Genomic DNA, 26,890 nt, shown 5'->3' with positions numbered 1-26,890 from the left:
AATTAAGTGTCAGTGGTATCGGCACTGCGTTTTGCTGCCATTGGCTCACCGAGACGGGTGACCATACCCGGCACAAGATCTTCAAAATCTATGGTGTCTTTCTCGAAACACACCACAATAGTAGAGCCCAGTTTGAAGCGGCCTAATTCGGCACCTTTTTCTAACTTAACGGCAGCCTCACTGTCTTGCTCGTAAGTCCAGTGCTGCACATTTTGCCCCGCTGGTGGTGTAACCGTGCCCGCCCAGACCGTCTCAATACTGGCCACAATGGTGGCACCAACAAGTACCATTGCCATTTTGCCTACAGGCGTATCAAAAATAGCGACGACCCGCTCGTTGCGAGCGAATAATCCAGGTATGTTTTCTGCGGTCAGTGGATTAACTGAGAATAGATCGCCTGGAACATAAATCATATCCGTAAGGGTACCTTCAACAGGCATGTGAATACGGTGGTAGTCTCGCGGAGCTAGATAAATAGTGGCAAACTTACCGTTCTTGTAGGGCGCGGCAATATCAGGCTTGCCACCAAGTAGCGTGGTTAAGCTAAAGTCGTGTCCTTTGGCTTGAAAGATACTGTCGCTTTCTATATCGCCAAACTGACTGACGGTTCCATCTACAGCATGGATTAGCACATCGTCGTTGTCGTCGATGGTGCGAGCCTCAGGTTTTAAAGGGCGCGTGAAAAAAGCATTAAAGCTTCGATAATGAGAAGGGTCTTCGTGCAAGGCTTCTGACATATCCACATTGTACTGCTTTATAAATAGCTTGATTAACGATGTGGTTACGCTACCCATTTCTGCTTCAGCAAGCTTTCCCACCAAGCGCGATATGAGGTGCTTCGGGGTTACGTACTGTAAATTAACTTTAAGCCAATCTAACACTAAAAATTCTCCATTTTTCTAACAAGGCCCTTTCAACGGGAGGGATTGTACCTTATGTTGCGCAACGACAAACTACTTAAAGATTATGGATGCTTCCAAGTCGATATAAGTACGCGACTAAAGGTTTTTACGCTAGGGCTTTTTAAGCCCCCGGAGGCTGACTGTGGCTCGGCCTATTTTCTTCCATCGAGACTAAAATTCGATGATAACTATCAAAGCGTTCTTTGCTAATTTCGTTTTCTTCGACCGCTTTTTTAATTAAACACCCAGGGTCGTTAAGGTGCTTACAGTCTCTAAACTTACATCCGCCAAGGTAATCTCTAAATTCAATAAAACCCCAAGTGATACGCTCGCTGGGAATATGCCAAAGCCCAAATTCTCGCACGCCGGGAGAGTCTATTAAGTCTCCTCCCGCAGGAAGGTGTAGCAGTTTTGCTGTTGTGGTGGTGTGCTGGCCTAACCCAGAGTTATTTGAAATTTCGCCCGTGAGTTCATCCGCGTCAGGCAATACCTGATTAATTAGGCTCGACTTGCCCACGCCAGACTGGCCAACAAATACGCTTATACTATTATTCAAGTAGTCGTTAAGCGCTTCGATGCCTTCGCCAGTTGCACAGCTGGTGTAGAGCACTTCATAACCCAGTTTTTCATAGGTGGTAAGCTGATTTGCTACCGCAGTTCGTTCTTCGTCGCTAAGTAGCTCAACCTTATTAATCACTATCAGCGGTGTTATGCCTATGTCTTCACAGGCAACAAGATAGCGGTCAATGATATTGGTTGAAAGCGAGGGCAGAATAGCACTCACTACGATGATTCTATCTATGTTCGCGGCGATGGGTTTTACGCCGTCATAAAAGTCGGGACGGGTAAGTACAGAGTGTCTGTCTTTGACAATTTCAATAACACCGTTTACGCCGGTGTCAGTGGTATCACCTTTACTAAAAAAGACTTTGTCTCCACACACTACAGATTCCACCGTGCGGCGAATGTGACAACGTGAAATAGTGCCGCTAGTGTCCTCTACATCAGCATGCTTGCCAAATCGACCCACGACGGTGCCGCTCAGCAGTGCGCTCTCATCCGGTGTTGAGGATGATGAGTTCGCGTGTTTTTCTTGTAAGCGTTTGCTACGGTTAGTTGCAACTTGACGCTTTTGTCTTTGAGTAAGTTTTGGTTTTTTCGCCACGATTATTTTCTAGTTTCACGTATACTAATACAATAATAACGTTTGTAGGGCATGGTTGCCATGTCTGTAACGCATAGAGGAATGATATGAGTAAAGATAACAGTAACCTTGTTTGGATAGACATGGAGATGACAGGGTTAGATCCCGAAACGTGTGTGGTAATGGAGATTGCTACCATTGTGACTGACGCACAGTTAAACATCCTTGCCGAAGGACCTGTTATTGCCGTTCATCAAAGTGATAGCGTGTTAGATACCATGGACGAGTGGTGCACGCGAGTGCACGGCGAAAGCGGCTTAACAAAGCGTTGTCGGGAAAGTACAGTGAGCGAGAGCGAAGCTGCTGAGCAAACTATCGCGTTTTTGCAGCAGTGGGTTGATGCTGGCAAATCGCCACTATGCGGAAACACTATAGGGCAAGACAGACGCTTTATGGTGAAATATATGCCAGAACTCGAAGACTACTTTCACTACCGCAGTATTGATGTCAGTACAATTAAAGAGCTAACTCGTCGTTGGAAGCCTGAAATATTATCTGGTTTTGACAAAAAAGGCGTTCACCTTGCACTCGACGATATTCGCGAGTCTATCGAAGAGATGCGCTATTACAGAGAGAAAGTGTTTACGATTTAAGCACTCAAGGGCAAAGGTACTAAAAAAGTGGAATAAAAGGTTGCGTTACCCCAAAATTTTTGTAAAATGCGCACCACTTCAAACGAAGTGCCTTTTTGTTGCGGGAATAGCTCAGTTGGTAGAGCACGACCTTGCCAAGGTCGGGGTCGCGAGTTCGAATCTCGTTTCCCGCTCCAAATTCAAATCTAACTAACGCGTCAAACGTCAGTTAGTGAGTGCGAAAAGCGCGACCCCTTAGGGGACCGCGACAGAGTGTCGGCCAGTTGGCAAATCTCGTTTCCCGCTCCAAATTCAAATCTAACTTACTTTTAGTAAGTACCAAAAGATGCATCAGCATCGACTCTATGCGGGAATAGCTCAGTTGGTAGAGCACGACCTTGCCAAGGTCGGGGTCGCGAGTTCGAATCTCGTTTCCCGCTCCAATTTTTACACCTCAAATCATATTTTTATATTTGCAATCCTATTCTATGCGACCCTTGTGGACCCGCGACCGAGCGTCGGCCATTGTTTCGCAACGAGTTCAAATCTGTTTCCCGCACCAGCCTGTTTGCCACATTTTCATAAGTTAATGATTAGTGCATTCATACTGATTGCATCAATATGCATCGTGACTTGTCTTTTATTGGTGCGCTAAAAATACGGTGTTCGCTATTCTTCGCGTTTTCTCTGCACTCCATCTCTACTTAATGCCGATTTAAAATGGCTTAAATCCACTTGATTGCACAAAAATAGTGCGGTCGATGGTTTTCTTGCTTGATCATTTGCATATTAAATAGATTTTTATAAATAAGTATGCATAATCCCCAGCCTTTATGAGCTGTCGCAGTGCAAAAGTGAACATATACTGGGCACAGTGCTTGCTAAAACATAAATGTTAAAAGTCTATAAATATAAATTTCTGGGTAAAACCAGAAAAAAATACCAGACAAAAAATACCAAAAAAATAGTACCCCACGTGAGCACCTTAATGTTGCTCATTGTAGAGGTACGCATAATCAGTCTTACTGCCGGTAGCTATCACTAAGAATAGTGGCTTAAACAGACAAGAAAATATTCGGAGAAACACACATGGCTTTTGATTTATCAAAGCGCAATAACATTTCTGTACTAGCATTTGCCGTATCGTCGGCATTGGCCGTAAGTGCAGGAGCAGTTCAGGCTCAGGAAGAGACTGAAGTTAAAGAACGGGAAGTCGAAAAAGTAGTGGTAACCGGTTCTCGTGTTGCGCAAGATTCATCATTAAGTGCCGCAAGTCCAGTCCTTGCAATTAACGCGGGCGACATTAAAACCTCAGGTCAAATCGACCTTGGTGCCATGTTGCGTGAGTCTCCACAGCTACAGGCTTCACTTCCTGGCTCATTTTCAGCGTTCAGCGGTACGCCACTAGGTGCAAGTTTATTAGACTTACGTAACCTAGGTAGTGAAAGAACTCTAGTCATGGAAAATGGCCGCCGCCACGTTTCCGGTATTGAAGGAACAGGCTCAGTTGACGTTAATGCTCTTTCTACTGCACTGCTTCGCAATGTAGAGGTATTAACGGGTGGTGCGTCAGCGGTATACGGCGCCGATGCGGTTACCGGTGTTGTTAACTTCAATATGCGCGACGGCGCGTCGTTTGATGGCTTAGAAGTTCGTACACAAACCGGTGTTACTGATGATGGCGATGCCAATGAATTCTTCTTATCATTAGCAAACGGCTTTACCAGCGATCGCGGTGACCTTGTTTTTGCCGTTGAATATCAAGAAACCAGCCCCGTATTTGCTCGCGACAGAGACTTTGCTGGTTCAGGTTTATTCTCTCAAGTCGCTAACTCAGCGGCTACTCAGGAAGCTTTTGGTGTAGATGCTCGCTTTGACAACACATGGGTGCCTAATTATCGCCTGCCTATCTCAAGTGATCGCGGTGTAATCTCACTCACTGGCAGTGCATTTGTTGACGTACTTGATTCCGGCGGTGCTGCAGGTTGTGCCACTATCGGCTCACAAATGATCCCAACCTGTCAGGTAATTGGTGAAGACGGTAATTTACGTGCTTATAACCCAGGTGATGTGTATATAGGTGCCTTTGATGCAAGCGGCGGTGACGGCGTTCCAGCTTCCCCTGATAGCGAATTAATTCTGCCTGAATCTAAGCGTTTGTTAGTTCAAGCGGTGTCTAACTATGAAGTAAATGATTTTATAAACTTTTTTGTTGATGCTAAGTTTGTTTCAAGTGAAACCAAAGAAACCAACCAAGTAAACGGCTTTAACGATGATATTCCAATCTCGTTAGACAACCCATTTGTACCTAGTGCGCTACTTGCTCAAATCAACCAGCTTAATGGCGAGGGAGAAAGCGTAAGTTTGGTAATGTCTCGCGACGTTCTAGATTTCAATGCAACCTCAAACCCTGAAGCCGAGCGCAAAACGTTCCGTATAGTCACTGGCTTCGACGGTTACATCCCCAATACCGAATTAGAATACGAAGTATTTTATAACTACGGTCGTACGGATGCTGATATTACATCCAGAGTTCGCTTAGAAGACCGCTACTTCGCAGCTATTGATGCGGTAACAGACCCAACAACTGGTGAAGCCGTGTGTCGTTCAGATTTAGACGGTTCTGCTCTGCCACCAACGTCACCATTCCCCACGGTTAATGGCAACTTTGGTTTTAATACTTTCCAACCTGGCGACGGATCGTGCGTTCCCGTTAACTTGTTTGGAAAAGATTCAGTAAGCGCCGAAGCTGCGGCGTTTATTTTCCAGCCGGCGACGTCGGAAAACGAAATTGAACAAGAGAACTTCCTTGCTGTTATTTCAGGTAACTCGTCTGATTTATTTGAACTACCAGCCGGTCCAGTATCGTTTGCGTTAGGTTACGAATGGCGTCGTGAAACAAGTAATTTTACACCAGACCCTTATTCAGCATCTGGCCTGACATTTGGCACACTAGATTCACGCAGTGGACCAACGAACGCATCAAATGGTCAATACGATGTTTCAGAATATTTTGTAGAAGCCACTATTCCACTATTAGAGGGAATGGATTTCGCCGAGCGTCTTGAACTTCGTACCGCGTATCGTAGTTCAGACTACGACCCATACGGCACTCATGATGCGTGGACAGTGGGTTCAGTATGGTCTCCTGTAGAAACGTTTAGTGTGCGTACTACGTACTCTGAAGCGGTTCGTGTTCCAAATATAAACGAAGCATTTGCGCCAACGTTTGCTGCAACATTGGGTGCAGGCGACGACCCATGTAACCAAAACTTTATTGAAGCAGGTTCTGAATTCCGCGAAGCAAACTGTATTGCATTAATCGGCGATAGCGTTGCCGATGGCTCATATGATTCAACTAACTTCTTGTCGGCCTTCGTCGCTGGAACCACAGGTGGTAATCCAGACCTAGAACCAGAAGAAGCGGAAACCATTACGATAGGTACAGTGTGGATGCCCTCTGGCGAGCTGGACGGTTTGTTTGATGGCCTAGTATTCACGCTAGATTATTACAACATCCAGATTGATGGTCTTATCGATAGCCTAAGTGGTTTTGATATTGCGTCTAACTGTGTTGATGCACCAACGATCAACAACCAGTTCTGTGATGCGGTAGACCGAAATGCAACAAACGGTTCTATTTCTAACTTCCGCTCAGGGTTTATAAACCTGGCAGCAGTGGAAACCTCGGGAATCGATTTCCGTGTTGATTATGGTTTTGATTTAGCAGAATTAACCGGCACAGACTCTCGTTTAAACTTTACTCTTAACGGCACAAACTTCCTTAAAAATGATGAAGTTCGCGACGTATCGGCACCGGATGAAGTGACTGATGTGCTCGGCACATTTAGCCGTCCAGAGTGGATTGTGAACATGAACGTCGATTATTTAATTGGCGATTTTGTTATCGGATGGCAAGGGCGTTACGAAAGTTCGCAACTACTTCCGGGGTTAGAGAACCAAGATATTGAAAACAACCCTGACTTCGTCAGCATTACATCAACAGGTTCTGCGCTAGTTCACGACTTTTCTGTATCTTATACCTTCGACGATTCACTAGAAGTGTATGGTGGTGTGAATAATGCGTTCGAAGAAGACCCGTATTTAGGTACGCTTTCTCGTCCAGCAGGCCCTCGAGGACGTTTCTTCTTCCTTGGTTTGAATTACAACATGTAATCTAGGTGAGATGAATAACAGCCCCGCCACGAAAGTGCGCGGGGCTTTTTTTTGTCTCATTGCTTTTAACCGAATCAAACGCTACTCTTACTGGTCTAACCAGATAAGTGCTTGCTGTTACAAGATGCCAGCTCAATTTTTAACATACGCGTATACCGTTGCTGTGGAACACTGAATACTATGTCCAATAACTACGTACTAAACACCTACAATAAATTTCTAAAACTGCCTTTCGGTAAAAAGCTGTTCAGTTGGTACTCTGCGCGTAGAGCGCCTTATTTCTCTACCGTGTCGCCTTTAATTACCGACGTCAGACCGAATTATTGTGAAGTCTATCTTAAGAAGCGCAAAGCAATAGAAAACCATATCGGCACGGTGCATGTTATTGCAATTTGTAACGGGCTAGAAATGGCAATGGGGTTTATGTGCGAGGCATCTATTCCAAAACATTTGCGGTGGATACCTAAAGGTATGGAAGTGAAGTACCCAGCAAAAGCGGACTCCGATATACGTTGTGTTGCCGAAGTGCCAGAAGATGCATGGAAGCCCGGTAACCTGCCTATTTCAGTAAAAGCATATAATAAAGAAGGCACAGTAGTGGTTGATGGAACTATTACAGTGTGGGTAAGTGAAAAGCGATAAAAAACATTTCCTCAATCGTAATTTAAGGGGCCGCATTTGCGGCCTTTTCTGTCTTTAAACCACGTTAATATATTAAGTTTTTACTACCGTGTATTTTCGGTTTGACAGCCGCTATAAACCAAACTAAACCTATCGATAGATGTCGGGTAAAAAGTCTATTGCATAGCTGGTACATGTGCCAGCTACCACCAAGCTAACATGTGTTGAACGGGGTGAATATGGCGGTTATGACGAAAGCGCAGGTAGTGGGTAAACTGTTTGTGGATAAAAAAAATTACCCATATGGCTTTGCCCGTTCTGGTGATTTCTCTATTTCAGAGAGCAAGCTTCTGCAGTCTACAGGGGGGTTATTTGCAGCCCTTGTCGATGGCCACATTACGCCTGAAAATGATGAAGAACAATCCTATCTCGAATCAGCACTAGGCCATCGCGAGCCAGCAACGCCTCAAGAGAGGGTGTGGTTAAAATACCAACGACGCATAAATCGACCAAAAGCAGCGAGTATTTACGGTTCTCAAAAACCCATTCTTGAGGATGGCGATGATGATAGTGATACAACCATAAGTGATAATAGCGACCTTGATGTAGACATATCAGATTGAGAGGTGTCTACCTTTGCTCTATATAAGTGCACGAAATGTATTGATCCTAATAAATGTTAAATCAATGTAAAACTTCATCCTAATTTACGTTGCTAGCTAGCTTTATTCGAAATATCCATCCTAATAATCTTCATTATTGGGATATATATCTCACTTTTCCTCAATTTGGTGTTTTATCTTCCTAATAGCTTCGATATAGTCCGGACATGGTCAACGAAAGCTGACAATACACAACCTTTTATGGGAGATACAACAGTGAAAATGATGTCGGGCGCAGCCATGGTGGTTGAAGCGCTAAAAGATGTAGGAGTGACTCATGTGTTCGGCTACCCAGGTGGAGCCGTACTAGACATTTACGATGCGTTATATGCGCAAGAAGATGTCAAACATGTCCTCGTGCGTCATGAACAGGCAGCCGCACATATGGCGGATGGGTATGCACGTTCAACTGGCAAAACCGGCACCGTTCTCGTCACCTCAGGTCCAGGGGCAACAAACACGATCACCGGTATAGCTACAGCTTATATGGATTCAATCCCTATGGTTGTGCTGTCAGGGCAAGTGCCGTCTATGCACATTGGTGAAGACGCATTCCAAGAGACTGACATGGTAGGGTGCTCGCGCCCTATCGTTAAGCACAGTTTTCTTGTAAAGCGTTCGGTGGATATCCCAGAGGCGATTGCTAAAGCTTATTATATTGCAAACACTGGCCGTCCTGGCCCTGTTGTGGTTGATTTACCAAAAGACTTGGTGAGTGTTGCAGATGAACATCCTTATGTATTCCCAAGCGATGTCACTATGCGTTCATATAACCCCACTGAAAAAGGCCACCCAAAGCAGGTTAAAAAAGCGGTAGAGTCACTACTTAAGGCCGAGCGCCCTATACTTTATGTTGGCGGCGGTGCAGTAGCATGCGATGCATCAAGTAAAGTGATTGAATTGGCGGAAAAGCTAAATGCCCCTGTAACTTGCACGCTTATGGGTTTAGGTGCAATGCCGGGTACGCACAAGCAGTTTATCGGTATGCTGGGCATGCATGGCACCCTTGAAGCCAACAAGTCGATGCACAATGCTGATTGTATTATTGCATTGGGCGCGCGATTTGATGACCGCGTGACAAACAATGTGGACAAGTTCTGTCCCCATGCAGACATTATTCATGTAGATATTGACCCAGCGTCAATCTCAAAAACCGTAAACGCACACATTCCTGTAGTGGGCTCGGTAGATAAAGTATTAGATCAAATTCTTAGCCAAGTAGATAAGAAAGACTTATCACATCAGCCAGAGAAGCTTGCCGATTGGTGGGAACAAATTGCAACATGGCGTGCAAAGACGTGTTTGAATTACGAGCAAGGCGAGGAAGTCATAAAGCCTCAGCGCGTTATCGAGACCTTGTACAAACATACCGATGGAAAAGCGTTTGTGAGTTCAGATGTTGGCCAGCATCAAATGTTTGCGGCACTGTACTATCAATACGACAAACCTCGTCAGTGGATAAATTCAGGTGGCCTTGGCACCATGGGCTTTGGCTTGCCAGCGGCCATGGGCGTTCAGTTTGCTCACCCTAAAGCCACATCGGTTGTAGTTACAGGTGACGGTAGTATTCAAATGAATATTCAAGAGTTGTCTACCTGCTTGCAGTACAACCTACCTATTAAGATTATTTCGTTGAACAACCGTGCCCTTGGAATGGTTCGCCAATGGCAAGACATGATTTATAAAGGTCGCCACTCGCATTCCTACATGGATTCTATGCCCGACTTCGTTAAGCTTGCTGAGGCCTATGGGCATGTTGGTATTAAGGTCGACAAGTTAGAAGACCTAGATGCAGCGATGGAGAAATGCTTTAGCTATACAGATAGACTTGTATTTATGGACATTGCCATCGATCAAAACGAACACGTATATCCAATGCAAATTAAGTACGGCGCCATGGATGACATGCGCTTGAGCAAGACGGAGCGAACCTGATGAAACGCATTATTTCAGTATTAATGGAAAACGCCCCTGGCGCACTATCACGTATTGTTGGTGTCTTCTCACAGCGTGGATATAACGTTGATTCGTTATGTGTAGCGCCTACAGACGATTCCAGCTTGTCTCGCTTAACGATTATCACCCACGGGGATGATAAGGTGATAGAACAGATCACCAAGCAGGTGAACAAGCTTATCGATGTACTTAAAGTGGCCGATTTAACGGAAAATACGCACATTGAACGTGAATTGATGTTAATCAAGGTTGCTACTCGCACAGAGTCAGTGCGCGCGGAAGTGAAGCGTAACTCGGATATATTTCGTGGCCGCATTCTCGATGTGAATGCCAACAACTACACCATTGAGATTACCGGTACTACCGACAAGCTCGACGCGTTTGCCGCTACAATGGGGCAATGTGCTGAGGTAATTGAATCTTCTAGAACCGGCGTGTGCGGTTTGGCCCGAGGTGATAGAGCACTTCGTCCTTAGTATTCATTGGCTCTCGCTGCTAATTACCGGCAGCACAGCAACGATAAAAGAAAGAAGGCCAGTTGATAAAGACTGGCCTTTTTATTTGCCAATCAAAAAAGTCCTACCTCATTAATTGCCTGAGTTGCCGCCGTAGTAAGCTTCTACTCTAAGGGCCACACCTAAAGACGCTGAAAAGTTTTCTTCGCGAAGTAACAGCACGAAGGGCTCTACATCGAAATACAACCAGTCTCTAATCGTGTTAGAGCGCCATCTCAAGCCGCCATACACCTCCTCTACGCGATAATTTGGCTGACTCAGTCCTTCCACCATAAAGTGAGGAATTAACGCATTGTGGCTGTTTATGGAGTAAAGGTGCTGAATTTCATGTCGCCAAAACCAGTCGTTGGTTTCATCGCGATAGAAAAAGCGATTGTTTTGTCTCACAAGGTGTCGTGGACTAATATCGTACTGAAAGGCAGCGCCTATCTCCGCACCAAGTCTGTCTCTGGTAAAGTAATACAACTCAGCATCATACAGCATGGCCAATTTATTAGTGAAAGCTAGGGCATCCCGATACCTTGCTCGGGTATACAGTTGGTCACGTCGTCCGGCTCCCACTCTAAAAGAGTAGTGTGAATTCTGATCTGGGCGAAAGCGCAGAGCAATGGTGGTCTGGTCGCGATTGTTATTGGCGGTATCTCTGGCGGCTCGAATCGATGAGTCTTGGGTTTCATCTTCATTATCACTTAACAAAAGGTCAACGCGCTCTTCAAGTGCCGGAAGCTTTACGCGGATCCTAAAACGCAAATCTGTGTCAGCAAAATCCCCAGAACGAGGTTCCCAAGCAAGCTGAATACGCCCCTCTGCACGCGCTTGTTCACCGAGTTGTTTTGCACCCGAGTCGTTACTGTGAAACCAACCATCAAACTGCTTTACAGTAAAATCCATGGAGTCAGTAAAACTGCGCTGCCAAATATCAAACCACTGCTCGTCAAAATGATGTTCATGAACATTGTTGGGATCATTGGACTGATGAGTTTGCAGGCTGGCGCTGCTTTGTGATTGCTCATGGTTACTGACCGCATCTACATCACGTTTGGCCGTCTCTATGTTGGTTTGTAGCGGCGAAAAGTTGACAAGCATAAAGTGACATAACACAGTTACCGCACAGGTCATTAATGACTAACCCCTTGTTAGCAATCGTGATGTTAGGTGCTTAAATTAGCAATCCTTTGTAATACAAAGAATGAAACGGGAAGTACAAAACGTCAATGATTATTCGATAAGATAAATATTCAGGTGAAAGGAACGGCTCGCGGTGGCATACTGGTGCCATTGACGTTGGGGAGATAAATTTTATGGGTGGAATTAGTATTTGGCAGTTGCTGATAATACTGGTTATTGTTGTGTTACTTTTTGGTACAAAGCGCCTTAAAGGTATCGGCACCGACTTAGGTAGTGCCATCAAAGGTTTCAAAAAAGAAATCACTGAAGACGATAAAGATGCAGACTTCGACCAAAAAAAACAGGTTGAAGAGCAGCGCTCGACTGACTCAGTATCCACAAAAACAGAAAGCGACGTTAAAGATAAGTCCTAATGTTTGATATTGGCTTTTGGGAGTTATTGGTCATTGGCGTTCTGGCCCTGCTAGTGTTAGGTCCAGAACGGTTGCCCGGTGCCATGCGTTCCACTATTAATACTATTCGCGGCGTGCGTAATATGGCAACTGGCTTTAAGCAAGAAGTTGAGCATCAGTTGCGCGTGCACGAATTGCATGAAAATCTTAAGAAAGCGGAACAGCAAGGGCTTAAAGATCTCTCACCAGAACTTGAACAAAGTGTTGATGAGTTGAAAAAAGCGGCTGAGTCGGTTCAAGAACCATATAAAAAGCAGTAGATGTCTGACGCTAACAACTTACTATCTCATTTAATTGAATTACGCAGCAGAATTCTAAAGGCGCTATTGAGCGTGCTGGTGGTTTTCCTGTGCTTGGCTGCGTTTGCGCAAGATTTGTATCAGCTTTTGGCTATGCCGCTTTTAAATGCAATGCCAGAAAATGCCACAATGATTGCCACTGACGTTGCCTCACCGTTTTTCGCGCCGTTTAAACTTACCTTGGTGCTATCCTTTTTTATCGCCATTCCTTACGTGCTTTATCAAGTGTGGGGCTTCGTGGCGCCAGGTCTTTATCGCAATGAAAAGCGTTTGGTGGCGCCACTGCTGCTATCAAGCACATTACTCTTTTATGCGGGTATGGCGTTTGCGTATTTTGTGGTTTTCCCCATTGCCTTTGCCTTTTTCACGAGTGTAGCCCCCGAGGGCGTTACGGTAAGCACTGATATTTCAAGCTACCTGAACTTCGTGTTAAAGCTGTTTTTCGCTTTTGGCGTGTCTTTTGAAATACCCATCGCTATTATTTTATTGTGTTGGACCGGCGTTACAGACGCCAAATCACTACGTGCTAAACGCCCATTTGTGGTGGTTGGTGCGTTTGTTGTCGGCATGCTGCTTACCCCGCCAGACATTATCTCGCAAACTTTATTGGCAATCCCTATGTGGTTTCTGTTTGAAGTGGGCGTGATCATAGGCGGGCTATACGCTGGAAAGGCCAAGGACGCAGATGAACCCGAGCAAGACGAAGCAGAAAACAAAATTTCAGACGACGTTTAATTCATTAATAACAAAAGGGATAAAAATGAAATCACGAGCCATTACTTTGATCTCAATGCTAGCAGCGTTAGGCACATTTTCTGTGCAGGCTGAAAGTATAAGCAAAGCAATCGAAAAATGTCGCGGCACTGAAAACAGCTTAAAGCGCCTTATGTGCTACGACCGTATGGCAAAATCTATCAGCCAGTACGACGACGTTGATATGCAAATAAGTGACGTACCGGCTATTCCTAGGGCAACTCCAAAGCCAGCCGTCACCAAAGTACCGGCGGTTCGTCCTACCGTTGCTGCTGCGCCTCAACAAATGGAAGAGCAAGACCCTGAAGCGTCTTTCGGCTTAGATAAAAAGCGCACTCCAGCCGACGACGTATCTGAAGTTGCACTAACGATTGCTGAGGTGTCAAAAGGCGCCCGTGGAAAGCAAGTGATCACATTTAACGACGGCTCACAGTGGCAACAAGTAGATAATACCTATTTGAAATTAGAAACAGGACAGGGCGTTACTATCGAAAAGGGCCTATTCGGCGCATTCTTTTTAGGCGTTGACGGTATAAATAAGCGTTTAAAAGTAAAACGACTTAAGTAAATGACTCTATTTGATGCTGGTGTCAATCTGCTAGACAGGCGCTTCGATGCCAGCGAAGTCATTCAACGTGCCGTTGAGGCAGGCGTTGAGAAGTTATGTGTAATTACCACTCACCCAGATGAATGGGAGCCTGCTTATCAACTGTATCTCAAGTATCCTGATATTCTGTGTTACACCATCGGCGTTCATCCGCACCATGCAAAGGACGTTACTGACCAATCATTAATTCAACTTGAGCAGTTAGCGCAGCGCGAAGGCTGTGTAGCCATAGGCGAGTGCGGCTTAGACTTTAATCGCAACTTTTCTGCACAAGACACTCAGTTATCGGTGTTTGAGGCACAGCTTGCTATCGCAGTTAAACTGCAAAAGCCCGTTTATCTGCACGAGCGCGATGCGTTTGAACCACAGATGGGGCTGTTAACTCACTATATTCCTCAGTTGCCAGGTGGCATTGCTCACTGTTTTACTGGCACGGTGGAACAGGTTAATACCTATTTGTCTCTCGGTTTGTACATTGGGATCACGGGGTGGGTCTGTGATGAAAAGCGGGGCGAAGCGCTAAGAGACGCGGTAAAAAATATTCCTAAAGACAGGCTTATTTTTGAAACTGACGCTCCCTATCTTTTCCCAAAAACATTAAGACCAAGAAAGCGAAATAACGAGCCAGCCTTTTTGCCTCACATTGTAAAGCAGGTTAGCGAGATGCTAGCACTATCTGAAGAGCAGCTAAGCGAATACAGTTTTGCTAACAGCTGCACTTTGTTTTCCATAGGCTGAGAACGATTGATGCAAATTCACACAGACAAGCTACGTAATTATGATGTAGGTTTGTTGGTAACTGCCATCGTTGCTGTTGTGCTTTTTATATCGCTGTTTTTAAATATATCCCCCAACTCGTCGCAGCCCCCGCATTACTCACAATTAAAATATCGTTTTGCCTCATCTGACGAGCTAAATTTTGAGAATGTGGACCAAGTACCATCCAACCAATGGATGCCCGCTACATCACCCGTCAATTTGGGAATGAGTGACAAAACTGTGTGGTTTTCAATGGTCATTGAGCCCACTCAAAGCCCAGATAGCAAATATTTGCTGCATATCGACTATGCCTTATTAGATGAACTCGACGTAGGCATATATGAGAATATTAGTTCGGCGCCCCTTGTTACTTACTCTGCTGGAGATACACAAACGGCAGAAAACCGTCCGTTTAAGCACGTAAAGCCACTTTTTCCATTGCCGTCTAGCCAGTTTTCACAGCAGGTTTTTATTAAAGTAAAAACGTCGGGAACCATCCGATTACCCATTCGTATTTGGAAAGAAAGTGAGTTCATTCAGTTCACAGCCAATCGAAATGCTGCACTAGGTGTCTTCTTTGGAATACTGATTGCGATGGGAATAAGCAATTTATTCCTCACTGTCACTACAGGGAGTAAGTCATTTTTTCTCTACTCCGGCTACGTTTTTTGCTTAGCCCTCACCATTGCCACACTTCAAGGTTATGGTTTTACTTATCTTTGGTCGAGTAGCCCATGGTTTCAAGGTAAAGCCGCCGTTATTTTTGCCAGTGCCACCATTATGTTTGGCAGCATGTTTACTCGTAGCTTATTGCCCATAAAGAAACACAGTATTCTGTTGGACAAAATAATGCGCGGTATTGGTTGGCTATGTGGGGCAAGCATCGTTGCCAGTGTGTTACTGCCTTATTCAATTATGATCAAAATTTTCTTAGTGGCCTTGAGCATAATCGTCTCTTTCACGTTGCTATTAGGCGCGTGGATGGCCACTAAAGGCGAGGTGATTGCTCGATACTTTACTATTGCTTGGGGCTTTTTACTGATAAGCGCCTTAGCGGCGAGTTTTGACAATTTAAACCTATTCCACTTGCCATTAACGTCTAATACGTTACTCATTATTGGTGGTGCGGTTGAAACGCTTATCCTGGCGTTAATCTTGGCTATTAATTTTAGCCACAGCAGAGATACACTGATAAACGCTAAGCAATTTGCATTAGAGCAAGAGAAGCAGGCTAATATTGCCAAAGAACACTTGTTAACCATGCAACAACGACATCAAGAAGATTTGGAGTACAAAGTTGAAGAGCGTACCCTAGAGCTTGAGGTTACGTTGCGAGAGCTCTCTGAAGTGAACCAAGAGCTAGAGCGACTCAACGCAGTAGACCCGCTTACAGGCGCTCACAACCGCCGTCACTTTGATAAAAGCCTGCGCGCACAGGGGCGACGAAGTCGCAGAGAGCAAATACCGCTCTCGTTGATCATTCTCGATATTGATCACTTTAAGCAAATTAACGATAAGTTTGGTCATGATGCCGGTGACGAGTGTTTAAAGCATATGACACACCTCTTTCAAAAACATATTCATCGCCCTAGCGATGATTTATGTCGAATTGGGGGCGAAGAGTTTGCTGTTATCTTACCTAATACCGATCTTCGAGGCGGTGAATTCATTGCCGAAACTCTGCTAACCGCGTTGGCATCTGAACCACTGAGTTATGAGGGCGATGAAATAAACCTTACTGCCAGTGCCGGCGTAGCAACTGCTATTATGCATGATGAAGATCAGGCTCAACATTTATTCAGACTTGCCGACTCACTGTTGTATAAAGCAAAGCAGGGTGGGCGAAACAAAGTAATATCTCAACAATTGCAGGACCAACTATGACCACTTCGTTTCCAAATCGCCGAATGCGCAGACTTCGAGCTAAAGATGCTCTGCGTGGACTCGTTGCTGAGAACGCACTTTGCGTAGATGATTTAATTTACCCCGTATTCGTATTGCCTGGGCAAGACTCACGAGAGGCCGTCCCCTCAATGCCAGGCGTAGAGCGTCTTTCTCTCGACCTTTTATTGGTAGAAATGAAAAAGTGGGTTGCGCTGGGTATTCGAACATTTGCGCTTTTTCCCGTCACGCCAATGACCTTAAAAACAGACTGTGCAAAAGAAGCGTTTAACCCTGATGGCTTAACGCAAACGGCACTTCGTGCGATTAAAAAAGCGTACCCAGACATCATGCTAATGTCTGATGTTGCTCTCGACCCATTTACGTCCCACGGCCAAGATGGCCTTATTGATGCCATGGGCTATGTGGTTAACGATGAGACGGTTGAGGTGTTAGTAAAGCAGGCCTTATCCCATGCTGAAGCAGGTGCTGATATTGTTGCGCCATCGGATATGATGGATGGACGCATAGGTCAAATTCGCCAGGCGCTAGAAAGCAACGGATATGTAAACACGTGTATTATGGCCTACTCAGCCAAGTACGCTTCTTCTTACTACGGGCCCTTTAGAGATGCCGTCGGCTCAGCTGCCAATATTAAAGGCGGCAATAAAAAAACCTATCAAATGGACCCTGCAAATTCCGATGAAGCCATTCATGAAATTGCCCTAGATATCGAAGAAGGTGCAGACATGGTAATGGTGAAGCCAGGCATGCCATATTTAGATATTGTGCGTCGCTGTAAAGATGAATGCAAAGTGCCTACGTTTGCTTATCAGGTAAGCGGCGAGTACGCCATGCACCAAGCAGCTTTTGCCAACGGTTGGTTAAACGAAGATGAGGTGGTACTGGAATCGTTATTGGCATTTAAGCGTGCTGGTGCCGATGGTATTTTGACTTACTTCGCCCCCAAAGCAGCAGAGCTATTGCGCAATAGCAATAAATAACACGTTGGGCATGAGTACAAACAAAAAGAGCTGCTTCAAAGCAGCTCTTTTTTTATGAAATGATTTTTTTCTTATGTAGCGGCCTTACCTAAAAGCGCCTATTACAAACAAACCAGCTCACATCCTGCTTTGTGCTGCAGCCAGCATTCATTGGCTAGTTCGGCATTAATTAAAGGGTGAGACTTTAACCAACCTTCTGGAAAGGTAAGCGTCCACTTATCATCTTCACACAACAGTTTTACATCGGGAATATGCTTGTTTTGTCTGCGTAAACACAGCACCACGGCAATGCGTAAAACCCGAAGTAACCCTTTAAGCATAGGACGATAATCTTGGTGATAATTATCAAATATATTACTGGCAACATTTAACCGATGCTGAGACACAAGCTCTCTAATTGCTGAGCGCTGCAAACGAGTAAAGCCTGGCAAATCGATATAACTGAGTATATATGCACCGTGTTCATGATGGCGTTTGTACTCAATATGCAGGCCAATTTCGTGAAGCTCTGCGGCTGCGCCTAAAATTGTCTCGGTATCGAGGTGACAAATATTCTGTTGACCACACAGTTGATAGCATAGCGACAGCGCCACTTGTTTTACCGTAGCTGCATGAGCCGTGTCGATGTGGTAACGCTGTTTGGCTTGGTTTAGCGTCTGCTGGCGGCGGTCGTTATCGGTGACATTGTCCAACATGCCATAGATTAAACCCTCTCGTAGGGCGCCACCAGAAATGTTCATGTGCTTAATATCGAGAGCTTCAAATAAGCTAATGAGAATGGCCAGTCCCGATGGAAATATTGCTTTGCGGTTTTCTTCTAACCCTTCAATAGTGAGTTGGTCGATAGAGCCGCATTCAATACACTGCTTTTGCAAGTGGTAGAGGTAATCGAGTCGAATAGCATCGCTGATCCCTTGAGCCACTAATATTTCAGTTATTGCCTGTGGCGTACCTGAAGCACCAAGACAGTTTTCCCAGTCAAAGCATAAAAAGGCGTTAGACACTTCACTAATAAGTGCGTGTGCAGCTTTTTTTGCCTTATCAAAGTTCTCATCGGTTATGCTTCCTCCTTGGAAATAGCGTTCCATAAAGGTGACACAACCCATGTCTAAACTTTTCAAATGAATGGGCTGCATATCATTACCAATAATGATTTCAGTGCTAGCACCACCAATATCAATAACAAGGCTGTTGCCTTGATTGGCCGATGTATAGGCTACGCCGAGGTATATCTGTCTGGCCTCTTCTTCGCCGCTGATAACATTAAGCTTATGATTAAGAATTTCTTCGGCTTTGCGCACAAAAACGTGTGCATTGGTGGCAAGGCGCAGTGTCGCGGTTGCAACCACCTTGATATTTGAAGGGGGGATATCTTGTAATCTTTCAGAGAATACTTGCAGGCATTTCCAACCGCGCTCCATGCTTGTGTCATCAAGCAATAATTGTTCATCAAGCCCGGCCGCTAATCGCACCTTCTGCTTAATTTTACCAATAATTTGAACGCTTCCATTGACCACATGGACAATCACCATGTGAAAACTATTAGAGCCTAGGTCAACGGCGGCATAATACTCGCCGTAGGTCTGGGCATCGTGCTGGAGTTCTGCCTGCATAGTGTCTCGTGTTCTATTTACTATTATTTCGCTGCTGAGGCTTGCCGCGCCCACGGCTATTGCCTCTACGAGAAGAGTTTCGATTATTAGGCACACGCTTTCTGCGTGGCTTAGGAGGTGTTACCTCGTCTAATAATGCGGTTCTATCGTAGTCTGTAACCGGAATAGTTGTATGAATGTACTTTTCAATTGCCGGTAGGTTAAGCGCGTATTTTTCGCACGCAAAACTTATTGCAATACCGCTTCTTCCCGCTCGACCGGTACGACCAATACGGTGCACATAATCTTCGGCATCGTCTGGCAAGTCGTAGTTAAATACGTGCGTTACCGCATCGATATGTAAACCACGAGCCGCCACGTCAGTCGCAACTAATATGTCTAATGCACCCTTGGTAAAGTCTTCTAAAATACCAAGACGTTTCTTTTGCGGAACATCGCCACTTAATAAACCAACGCGGTGTCCGTCTGCGGTTAGCCAATCTGTGACTTTCTCACAGCTGTGCTTGGTGTTGGCAAACACAATGGCCTTTTCTGGCCACTCTTCTTCTAAGAGCGTGAGAAGCAGCAACATTTTATCGTCATCTGACGGATAAAAGAGTTCTTGGCTTACGCGGCTTGCAGTCGTTTGTTCAGGGGCAACTTGCACATGAGTAGGGTTATTCATGTGTTCATAGGCCAACTCCTGTACGCGATAACTCAACGTGGCTGAAAACAGCATGCTAAGTCTCTCGTTTGCAGGTGGCATACGACGGAATAAAAAGCGGATGTCTTTAATAAAGCCCAAATCGAACATACGATCGGCTTCATCAAGCACGGCAACCTGAATATTTTTCAGCGAGAATACATCCTGTTTATAGTAATCCAGTATGCGTCCTGTCGTGCCAATAATTATATCCACCCCTTCTTCTAGGGTTTCACGTTGACTTTGGTAACCTTCGCCCCCATAAATCAACCCTAACGATATTCCAGTGTGCTCACTGAGCAACTTGGCATCGTTATAAATTTGCACAGCAAGTTCTCGTGTAGGTGCCATAATGATGGCACGAGGACCGTCTAATTTGCTGTTACTTGAGTTTTCTGCTTTGCTTAGCAGGTAATGGAATGTAGCGACCAAAAACGCAATGGTTTTTCCCGTGCCCGTTTGAGCTTGGCCAGCAATATCGAGGCCTTCTAATAACGGAGGCAGTGCAAGTGCCTGAATTGGTGTACAATGCGAAAAATTCTCTGCCGTCAAGGCGTCAACGACTTTGCTGTTGATCGGCAGGTCAGAAAAATGAGTTTCAGTTAAATGAGTAGGCATAGCTTATAGCTTATCAGTGCTTGCATTAAAAAACAGTTTCTATATAACACTTATGGTAAGGCTGAGAAGACTCAGCGACAGACCAACAATGGAGAAAAGAATGAGCGACAAAATTATCCAGTTATCTGACGATAAATTCGAAGCAGATGTTATCAATGCTGACAGTCCTGTACTAGTTGACTTTTGGGCCGAGTGGTGTGGCCCCTGTAAAATGATCGCACCTATCTTAGAAGAAGTTGCGACCGAGTTTGATGGCAAGTTAACAGTTGGCAAGTTGAATGTCGATGAAAATAACGAAACTCCGCCTAAATACGGTATCCGTGGCATCCCAACGTTGTTACTTTTCAAAAACGGTAACGTTGCAGCGACAAAAGTGGGTGCGTTATCAAAAACTCAGTTAACAGAATTTCTCAACGAAAACCTGTAATTGATACAGAAAAGCCGGTGTAGGTAACTCCTACATCGGCTTTTTTCATTACACTAGGCAGCATTACACTTTAGGATAGTGAGCCCAATTTAATTAACATTTAGTGACCAAATCGCTGGACGTTGGTTAAATATAGTGCTAACTTTTCCCTCAGCGCTCATCCGAGCAGCATTCTGCAACTGTCCAAATCCGGGCGATACCAAATCTAAACGAGAACAGAGTGACCAAAAGTCCTGTAAGCGAAGCTCAAGCACAAAGACCCACCAGTATGAATTTAACCGAATTAAAGAATAAACCAATTAGCGAATTGGTTAACATGGCCGAGAAAATGGGCCTTGAGAATATGGCTCGCGCCAGAAAACAAGACATCATATTCTCTATCTTGAAGACGCACGCTAAAAGTGGCGAAGATATCTTCGGAGATGGAGTTTTAGAAATTTTACAGGACGGTTTCGGCTTCTTACGCTCAGCTGATTCTTCTTACCTTGCAGGTCCAGATGATATTTATGTATCGCCTAGCCAGATTCGTCGCTTTAATTTGCGCACTGGTGACACCATTGCAGGAAAAATTCGTCCTCCTAAAGACAGCGAACGTTACTTTGCGCTATTAAAAATTCGCGAAGTAAACTTCGACAAGCCTGAAAACTCGCGAAACAAAATCTTGTTTGAAAACCTGACTCCATTGCATGCTGCAGATCGTTTGCGCATGGAACGTGGTAATGGTTCAACAGAAGATATTACTGCGCGTGTTCTCGATTTAGCATCGCCTATTGGTCGCGGTCAGCGCGGACTCATAGTTGCGCCGCCTAAAGCCGGTAAAACGTTGCTTCTACAGAATATTGCACAGTCTATTGCTGCCAATCACCCAGAATGTGAATTGATGGTACTACTTATCGACGAACGTCCAGAAGAAGTAACTGAAATGCATCGCCTAGTACAAGGTGAAGTGGTTGCCTCTACGTTCGACGAGCCAGCAAGCCGTCACGTACAAGTGGCAGAGATGGTTATCGAGAAAGCGAAACGCTTAGTAGAGCACAAAAAAGATGTGGTTATTCTTCTCGATTCAATCACTCGTCTTGCTCGTGCCTATAACACGGTTATTCCATCATCAGGTAAAGTTTTAACCGGTGGTGTAGATGCAAACGCACTTCATAAGCCAAAGCGTTTCTTTGGTGCTGCCCGTAACGTTGAAGAGGGTGGTAGTTTAACTATTATCGCTACAGCACTTATCGATACCGGCTCTAAAATGGATGAAGTTATCTACGAAGAGTTTAAAGGTACGGGTAACATGGAACTTCACCTTAATCGCAAAATTGCGGAGAAGCGTGTATTCCCAGCTATCGACTTTAATCGTTCTGGCACACGTCGTGAAGAGCTACTTACAAAACAAGATGAACTACAGAAAATGTGGATCTTGCGTAAAATTGTTCATGAAATGTCAGAAATCGACGCGATGGAGTTCTTAATTAGTAAGCTCTCTATGACGAAGACGAACGATGAATTCTTCGATGCAATGCGAAGACAAAGAAGCTAGCACTCGCTAAGAATCTGATAAAGGCGCCTTTGAAGGCGCCTTTTTTGTATCTGTTTATGTCTACAGGCTCATATATTGAGGGTATTAGACTTCCGTATAATGTTTTTGTATTTAGCTATGCGTTATTTTTCCTCCTCGATTCTGTTTGGTGGTGTGTTCTTTTACCAGATGATCTATTCTGGCTAAAACAACAAAGGAAAAACATGATGATTAGGAAGTTAGCAACGTTAACCTTCGCAAGTTTAGCAGTGTCAACCAGCGTATTTGCGGCATCTGTCGATGTTGACAGTTTGGCCACCAATGTAGAGCCAGATGTCATTAAATGGCGTCACCACTTTCACCAGTTCCCCGAGCTTTCTAACCGCGAATTCAAAACCGCAGACTATATTGCGAATTACCTCACCTCCCTAGGCTTAGAGGTACAAACCGGCGTCGCAAAAACTGGCGTAGTGGCCATTCTCGACTCTGGAAAGCCAGGTCCTGTGGTAGCGCTTCGCGCCGATATGGATGGGCTGCCTGTTAAAGAGCAAAACCAATTATCCTATCGCTCTGAACAAATGGGCGAATACAATGGAAATGACGTGCCCGTTATGCACGCATGCGGTCACGACACTCATATGGCCATGCTGATGGGCGCAGCTAAAATCTTAACCGGTATAAAAAGCGAACTTACTGGCAAAGTAAAGTTCATCTTTCAGCCAGCAGAAGAGGGCGCACCCGCGGGAGAAACCGGTGGTGCCGAAGTAATGGTAAAGGAAGGGGTACTTAAAAACCCTGATGTGGATGTGATTTTTGGTTTGCACATTAATGCCAACACTGATGTGGGCAAAGTGCGCTATAAACCTGGTGGCACCATGGCTGCCGTAGATCCGTTTAAAATCGTTATTCACGGTAAACAGGCGCATGGCGCTTACCCGTGGAAAAGCGTCGATCCCGTGGTCACCGCTGCACAAATGATCATGTCTATTCAAACCATTGTGAGCAGAGAATTAAAGCTGATTGACGACGCTGCTGTAGTTTCAATCGGTTCAATACACGGTGGTAACAGGTCTAACATTATTCCTAATGAAGTTGAGCTTGTTGGTACTATTAGAACGTTGAACAAGGCAGCCCGTGAGCATATTTATGAGGCACTGCCTCGCAAGGTAAACGCCATCGCTGAAAGTATGGGAGCCAAAGCAGAGCTAACGTTACCGTTAGATTATTCTTACCCTATTACGTATAACGACCCCGCATTAACGCAGGCCATGTTGCCAACAATGCAGCGCACCGCCGGCGTTGAAAACACCTTGTTATCTAACCCTGTTACCGGTGCTGAAGACTTCTCTTTCTTCCAAGAGCAAGTGCCTGGCCTTTACGTGTGGGTTGGCGGAAAGCCTCTAGGTGTGTCTGAAGAAGATAGCCCCGCTCATCATACCCCAGAATTTTATGTGGACGATGAAGGCATGAAGTTGGGCGTTAAATTACTGACTAACTTTACACTCGACTACATGGAGCAAAACTAAACATGGCGCTGGGGATTTTTTTTGGGTAAAACTCGTTTTGTTTTTAGCTGGTCTCTAGCGCTTGAAGCTTTTTTAGTGTGCTTAGTGGGGGTGGGTATTAATGTATTGCCAGCCCCTTTTGATAGTTCAGGTATTGCCGTGTTTGGCTACGGCGCAGCGGTATACGCAGCACTTCGCTTTACTCCATACCTGTCGATACCCATTGCGCTACTTATCAGTGCACCTGTGTGGTTTGGCGATGGAAGTATCGTAGGAAAAGAAAGCCTCACTCTTCTTCCTATCGTTATAAGTCTGTTTGGGTATCACAAGTCACTGAAACAGGTGATTAAGATAGGTGCGGGCTTTTGGTCTGTTGTTTTTGTGCCTATTTTGGTACTAGAGCATTATTTCAATAACGGCGCCGATAACAGCGAAAGCCTCAATATAATAATGTCTGGGGTGCTGGTTACCTGGATAAGCGGTGCTTTTGGGTTGGTCACAGGCCATTTCGTTTATCTGGCCACTCATGGTTTAAGGCGAAATATTGCTTATGAGCCGGAGAAGGTTAAGCTTAATTTTCTTTTTAGCTACTTCTTTTCTGGCTGTTTCTTTGTCGGCTCCATGGCCGTAATTTACTTGTCGGTCGCGCTGTTTCAGCAACAGCAGGAGCGCCAAATTCAACAATATATGGTTCAACGGGTTGCGGTAATGCAGCAACAGCTATCCGATTTCATTGAACAGCACCAAAGCGTTGTATCGGCCACGGCAAAAACGCTTTCAGGCAACATGGCTCAAAAAGCATTAGACACTGCATCCTCAAAACAGCTGTCGATAATGGCCGCGTATTACCCTAACTTCATTACGTTTCTTATCGCTGATGAAGATGGTGACATTACCCACACTTACCCCACCAATTTAATTGATAAAGTAAAAGATGGCGTGCGCTCAAATGTCGCTTATCGCCCCTATTTTTCTGAAGTAATGGAATCTGGCGAGCCTTATTTATCCGATGTATTTCAAGGGCGTGGCTTTGGGAACGACCCTATCATCGCCATTTCCGCTCCTATTAAAACAAGCAGCGACAACACCGTTGGTATTGTTGAAGGCTCACTGTCTCTTAAAAGCTTTACTGCCTTCGATGAGCTCAGTTTACAAGGCTTTTCCTTATTAATAGAGGACAGAAAAGGGGATGTGATATTTGCATCAAGCGCGCTTAACTTAGAGCCGTTAAGCAAAGCGCCGTTTTATGAGTGCGAGCCAAAGTGTGATGTTGAAATAGATAATGGCGTAGGCGGAAAAAACTGGCTGCGGTTTAAGGGTGATATACCAAAGGTTAACTGGACGTTAAGCTATTACTTCAACCGGGAATACCTGCAAGCCTCTATGGGCAGCTACCTGATGAAGGACTTGCTCTTACTATTGTTGTTATCCGTCCTTGGTACATTAATTGGCTATTTAGTCGCTCGGATGATCAGCATGCCTCTTAGACGACTCATTCGTTATATTGCCAAATTTGACCCAAAAAGTACGCAGGGAAATAATCTCCCCAGTCGTGCATTTCACATTCAAGAGCTCACTGCATTAAACAATGAGTTTATAAGTTTAGAGCAGCGCTTACTAACAGCCTTTGATGAACTAGACAAGGCAAGGGCAAACGAGAAGCAGTTGAACGTAGAGTTAGGTGAGCTTAATCAGTCACTGGAAGCGCGCATAGAAGAAAAAACGCATCATTTAGAGAGCGCATTAAAATCTGCAGAAGCGGCGAATATTTCGAAAACCCAGTTTCTTGCCAACATGAGCCACGAAATTCGCACCCCAATGAATGGCATTATTGGTTCGTGTGAACTCATGTCAGAGTACGAGCTGCCTGGTCATATAGCGTCACGAGCCAATACCATTTCGCGCTCGGCCACAAATTTGCTGCATATATTAGACAGTATCCTCGACTGGTCTAAAATCGAGTCTGGCAAGATGGCAGTGGATTACCAAGATACGCAGGTACGCGAACTGTTGTTAGGTGCCAAGGAACTTTACGCCTACACGGCCAATGTAAAGGAAGTGGAGATTGACCTTCATGTAGATGACTCAGTTCCTAGCGTACTAGCCCTTGATGCTGGCAAAGTTGGTCAAGTGGTGAATAACTTACTGAGCAATGCGATTAAATTTACTAATGGCGGCACCGTTACAATAACGGCAAGTTATGCCGACAATTCCCTTAATATTAAGATCACCGACACCGGAATTGGCATTTCAAAAGATAAGTTACATACTATTTTTGAGAAGTTTGAGCAGGCCGATGCCTCCACCACTCGCGACTATGGAGGCACGGGATTAGGTTTGCCAATAAGTAAAGGTCTTGTGGAGCTTCTCGGTGGTGAAATGAGTGTAGAGAGCGTGCTGGATAATGGCTCTACGTTTACATTTTATGTTCCCTGTAAAGAAAGTAAGCATGCAGTAGTGGCTAAAGGAACCGATGCTAAGCATAGCATCGCAACTATCCCCAGTAACACCCATATTCTATTAGCAGAAGATAACGATATTAACGCCGAAATCGTCATGGATATGTTGTCTAGCGCTAACGTCCGCTGTATACGTGCTAAAAATGGACAAGATACGTTAGAGGCAGCGAAGAAATACCCGTTTGATGTCATTCTCATGGATTGCCAAATGCCGGTAATGGATGGCCTGACTGCCGCATCGCAAATTCGCAAGCACGGCATAAACAAAGACACCGTGCGTATTATTGCGCTAACGGCGAATGCTTTTGAGGAAGACAGAATAGCGTGTCTCAACGCGGGTATGGATGCGTACTTAAGTAAGCCTATTCGAAAGCGTGTTCTATTTAACTGTATTGCCAACGAACTCGCCGCTGTCTAGATATCTTGTCACAAGTCATTTAACGCGCAATTTGAAACGCCTTTCTACGGGCAATTGAAGTGGGAATTTTGCGCAAGTTACGCTACAATCGCGTGCTTTCCAAACTTGTCTATTTTACCTAACCTGAATCCTGTTTAAAGAATGGTGCAAGCATTTGTTCTATA

At 44.9% G+C, this 26,890-nt stretch carries 22 protein-coding genes and 2 tRNA genes; 19 read left to right on the top strand and 5 right to left on the bottom strand.

What is annotated here, in order from left to right:
• Positions 1-2: 2 nt before the first annotated feature.
• A complete protein-coding gene (gene asd, locus JV36_RS0103845) occupies positions 3-881 on the bottom strand; it encodes an archaetidylserine decarboxylase (protein ID WP_032095451.1) in 879 nt (292 codons plus the stop codon).
• A gap of 142 nt (positions 882-1,023) precedes the next feature.
• Positions 1,024-2,067, bottom strand: a complete 1,044-nt coding sequence (gene rsgA, locus JV36_RS0103840) for a small ribosomal subunit biogenesis GTPase RsgA (RefSeq protein ID WP_032095450.1) — start codon at positions 2,065-2,067, stop codon at positions 1,024-1,026.
• A gap of 86 nt (positions 2,068-2,153) precedes the next feature.
• Between rsgA and orn the strand changes: the two genes are divergently transcribed.
• The 8 genes from orn (at position 2,154) to ilvN (ending at position 10,569) form a co-directional block, all read left to right on the top strand.
• Positions 2,154-2,699: an oligoribonuclease gene (gene orn, locus JV36_RS0103835; protein ID WP_032095449.1), complete on the top strand. Its 546-nt coding sequence runs from the start codon at positions 2,154-2,156 to the stop codon at positions 2,697-2,699.
• Positions 2,700-2,799: 100 nt separating this feature from the next.
• Positions 2,800-2,875, top strand: a tRNA-Gly gene (locus JV36_RS0103830).
• Between the two features lie 170 nt (positions 2,876-3,045).
• A tRNA-Gly gene (locus tag JV36_RS0103825) sits at positions 3,046-3,121 on the top strand.
• Between the two features lie 646 nt (positions 3,122-3,767).
• Positions 3,768-6,854, top strand: coding sequence for a TonB-dependent receptor domain-containing protein (locus JV36_RS0103820; protein ID WP_032095448.1), 3,087 nt, complete (start codon positions 3,768-3,770; stop codon positions 6,852-6,854).
• Between the two features lie 180 nt (positions 6,855-7,034).
• Positions 7,035-7,496, top strand: a complete 462-nt coding sequence (locus JV36_RS0103815; protein WP_032095447.1) for a hotdog fold domain-containing protein — start codon at positions 7,035-7,037, stop codon at positions 7,494-7,496.
• A 218-nt stretch (positions 7,497-7,714) separates the two neighbouring features.
• Entirely contained in the window at positions 7,715-8,098 is a 384-nt protein-coding gene (gene maoP, locus JV36_RS0103810) for a DUF413 domain-containing protein (RefSeq protein WP_032095446.1), read from the top strand.
• Between the two features lie 255 nt (positions 8,099-8,353).
• Positions 8,354-10,072 carry an acetolactate synthase 3 large subunit gene (locus JV36_RS0103805; RefSeq protein ID WP_032095485.1) on the top strand — a complete coding sequence of 573 codons (1,719 nt, stop codon included), beginning with the start codon at positions 8,354-8,356 and terminating at the stop codon, positions 10,070-10,072.
• On the top strand, positions 10,072-10,569 hold the full coding sequence (gene ilvN, locus JV36_RS0103800) for an acetolactate synthase small subunit (protein WP_032095445.1): 498 nt from the start codon (positions 10,072-10,074) through the stop codon (positions 10,567-10,569). Before JV36_RS0103805 ends, ilvN begins: the two co-directional genes overlap by 1 nt.
• Positions 10,570-10,680: 111 nt before the next feature.
• Here ilvN and JV36_RS0103795 read toward each other — a convergent pair whose 3' ends face one another.
• Positions 10,681-11,727, bottom strand: coding sequence for a hypothetical protein (locus JV36_RS0103795; RefSeq protein ID WP_235207754.1), 1,047 nt, complete (start codon positions 11,725-11,727; stop codon positions 10,681-10,683).
• A 182-nt stretch (positions 11,728-11,909) separates the two neighbouring features.
• Between JV36_RS0103795 and tatA the strand changes: the two genes are divergently transcribed.
• From tatA to hemB, 7 genes are read left to right on the top strand one after another with little or no spacing between them, the layout of a single operon-like run.
• On the top strand, positions 11,910-12,149 hold the full coding sequence (gene tatA / locus JV36_RS0103790; protein WP_032095444.1) for a Sec-independent protein translocase subunit TatA: 240 nt from the start codon (positions 11,910-11,912) through the stop codon (positions 12,147-12,149).
• Entirely contained in the window at positions 12,149-12,448 is a 300-nt protein-coding gene (gene tatB / locus JV36_RS0103785) for a Sec-independent protein translocase protein TatB (RefSeq protein WP_032095443.1), read from the top strand. The genes tatA and tatB overlap by 1 nt, the downstream gene beginning before the upstream one ends.
• On the top strand, positions 12,449-13,222 hold the full coding sequence (tatC, locus tag JV36_RS0103780) for a twin-arginine translocase subunit TatC (RefSeq protein WP_032095442.1): 774 nt from the start codon (positions 12,449-12,451) through the stop codon (positions 13,220-13,222).
• A 25-nt stretch (positions 13,223-13,247) separates the two neighbouring features.
• Positions 13,248-13,808: a hypothetical protein gene (locus JV36_RS0103775; protein ID WP_032095441.1), complete on the top strand. Its 561-nt coding sequence runs from the start codon at positions 13,248-13,250 to the stop codon at positions 13,806-13,808.
• Entirely contained in the window at positions 13,809-14,585 is a 777-nt protein-coding gene (locus tag JV36_RS0103770) for a TatD family hydrolase (RefSeq protein WP_032095440.1), read from the top strand.
• Between the two features lie 9 nt (positions 14,586-14,594).
• On the top strand, positions 14,595-16,490 hold the full coding sequence (locus JV36_RS0103765) for a sensor domain-containing diguanylate cyclase (RefSeq protein ID WP_032095439.1): 1,896 nt from the start codon (positions 14,595-14,597) through the stop codon (positions 16,488-16,490).
• Positions 16,487-17,491 (top strand): porphobilinogen synthase, encoded by a 1,005-nt coding sequence (hemB, locus tag JV36_RS0103760; RefSeq protein WP_032095438.1) that lies wholly within the window; start codon positions 16,487-16,489, stop codon positions 17,489-17,491. Before JV36_RS0103765 ends, hemB begins: the two co-directional genes overlap by 4 nt.
• A 101-nt stretch (positions 17,492-17,592) precedes the next feature.
• Here the strand turns inward: hemB and JV36_RS0103755 are convergent, their stop codons facing one another.
• Together JV36_RS0103755 and rhlB are read right to left on the bottom strand one after the other, a co-directional pair.
• Complete coding sequence (locus JV36_RS0103755; protein ID WP_032095437.1) at positions 17,593-19,104, bottom strand: Ppx/GppA phosphatase family protein; 1,512 nt, start codon at positions 19,102-19,104, stop codon at positions 17,593-17,595.
• A 13-nt stretch (positions 19,105-19,117) separates the two neighbouring features.
• The gene (gene rhlB / locus JV36_RS0103750) at positions 19,118-20,404 is read right to left on the bottom strand and encodes an ATP-dependent RNA helicase RhlB (RefSeq protein WP_032095436.1); all 1,287 of its coding nucleotides are present in this window, start codon (positions 20,402-20,404) and stop codon (positions 19,118-19,120) included.
• A 100-nt stretch (positions 20,405-20,504) separates the two neighbouring features.
• Here rhlB and trxA point away from each other — a divergent pair, with 100 nt between their 5' ends.
• From trxA to JV36_RS0103730, 4 genes are all read left to right on the top strand, one after another.
• On the top strand, positions 20,505-20,831 hold the full coding sequence (gene trxA / locus JV36_RS0103745) for a thioredoxin TrxA (RefSeq protein ID WP_032095435.1): 327 nt from the start codon (positions 20,505-20,507) through the stop codon (positions 20,829-20,831).
• A 268-nt stretch (positions 20,832-21,099) separates the two neighbouring features.
• Complete coding sequence (gene rho / locus JV36_RS0103740; RefSeq protein WP_032095483.1) at positions 21,100-22,365, top strand: transcription termination factor Rho; 1,266 nt, start codon at positions 21,100-21,102, stop codon at positions 22,363-22,365.
• Positions 22,366-22,571: 206 nt separating this feature from the next.
• Positions 22,572-23,870, top strand: a complete 1,299-nt coding sequence (locus tag JV36_RS0103735; protein WP_032095434.1) for an amidohydrolase — start codon at positions 22,572-22,574, stop codon at positions 23,868-23,870.
• 21 nt (positions 23,871-23,891) lie between these two features.
• A complete protein-coding gene (locus JV36_RS0103730; protein WP_032095433.1) occupies positions 23,892-26,726 on the top strand; it encodes an ATP-binding protein in 2,835 nt (944 codons plus the stop codon).
• The last annotated feature ends 164 nt before the right edge of the window (positions 26,727-26,890 follow it).

The sequence above is a fragment of the Alteromonas sp. LOR genome, assembly GCF_000753865.1.
Lineage (GTDB): Bacteria > Pseudomonadota > Gammaproteobacteria > Enterobacterales > Alteromonadaceae > Alteromonas.
Note: the sequence above shows the minus strand (reverse complement) of the source record. Positions and strands in the feature narration are given on the sequence as shown.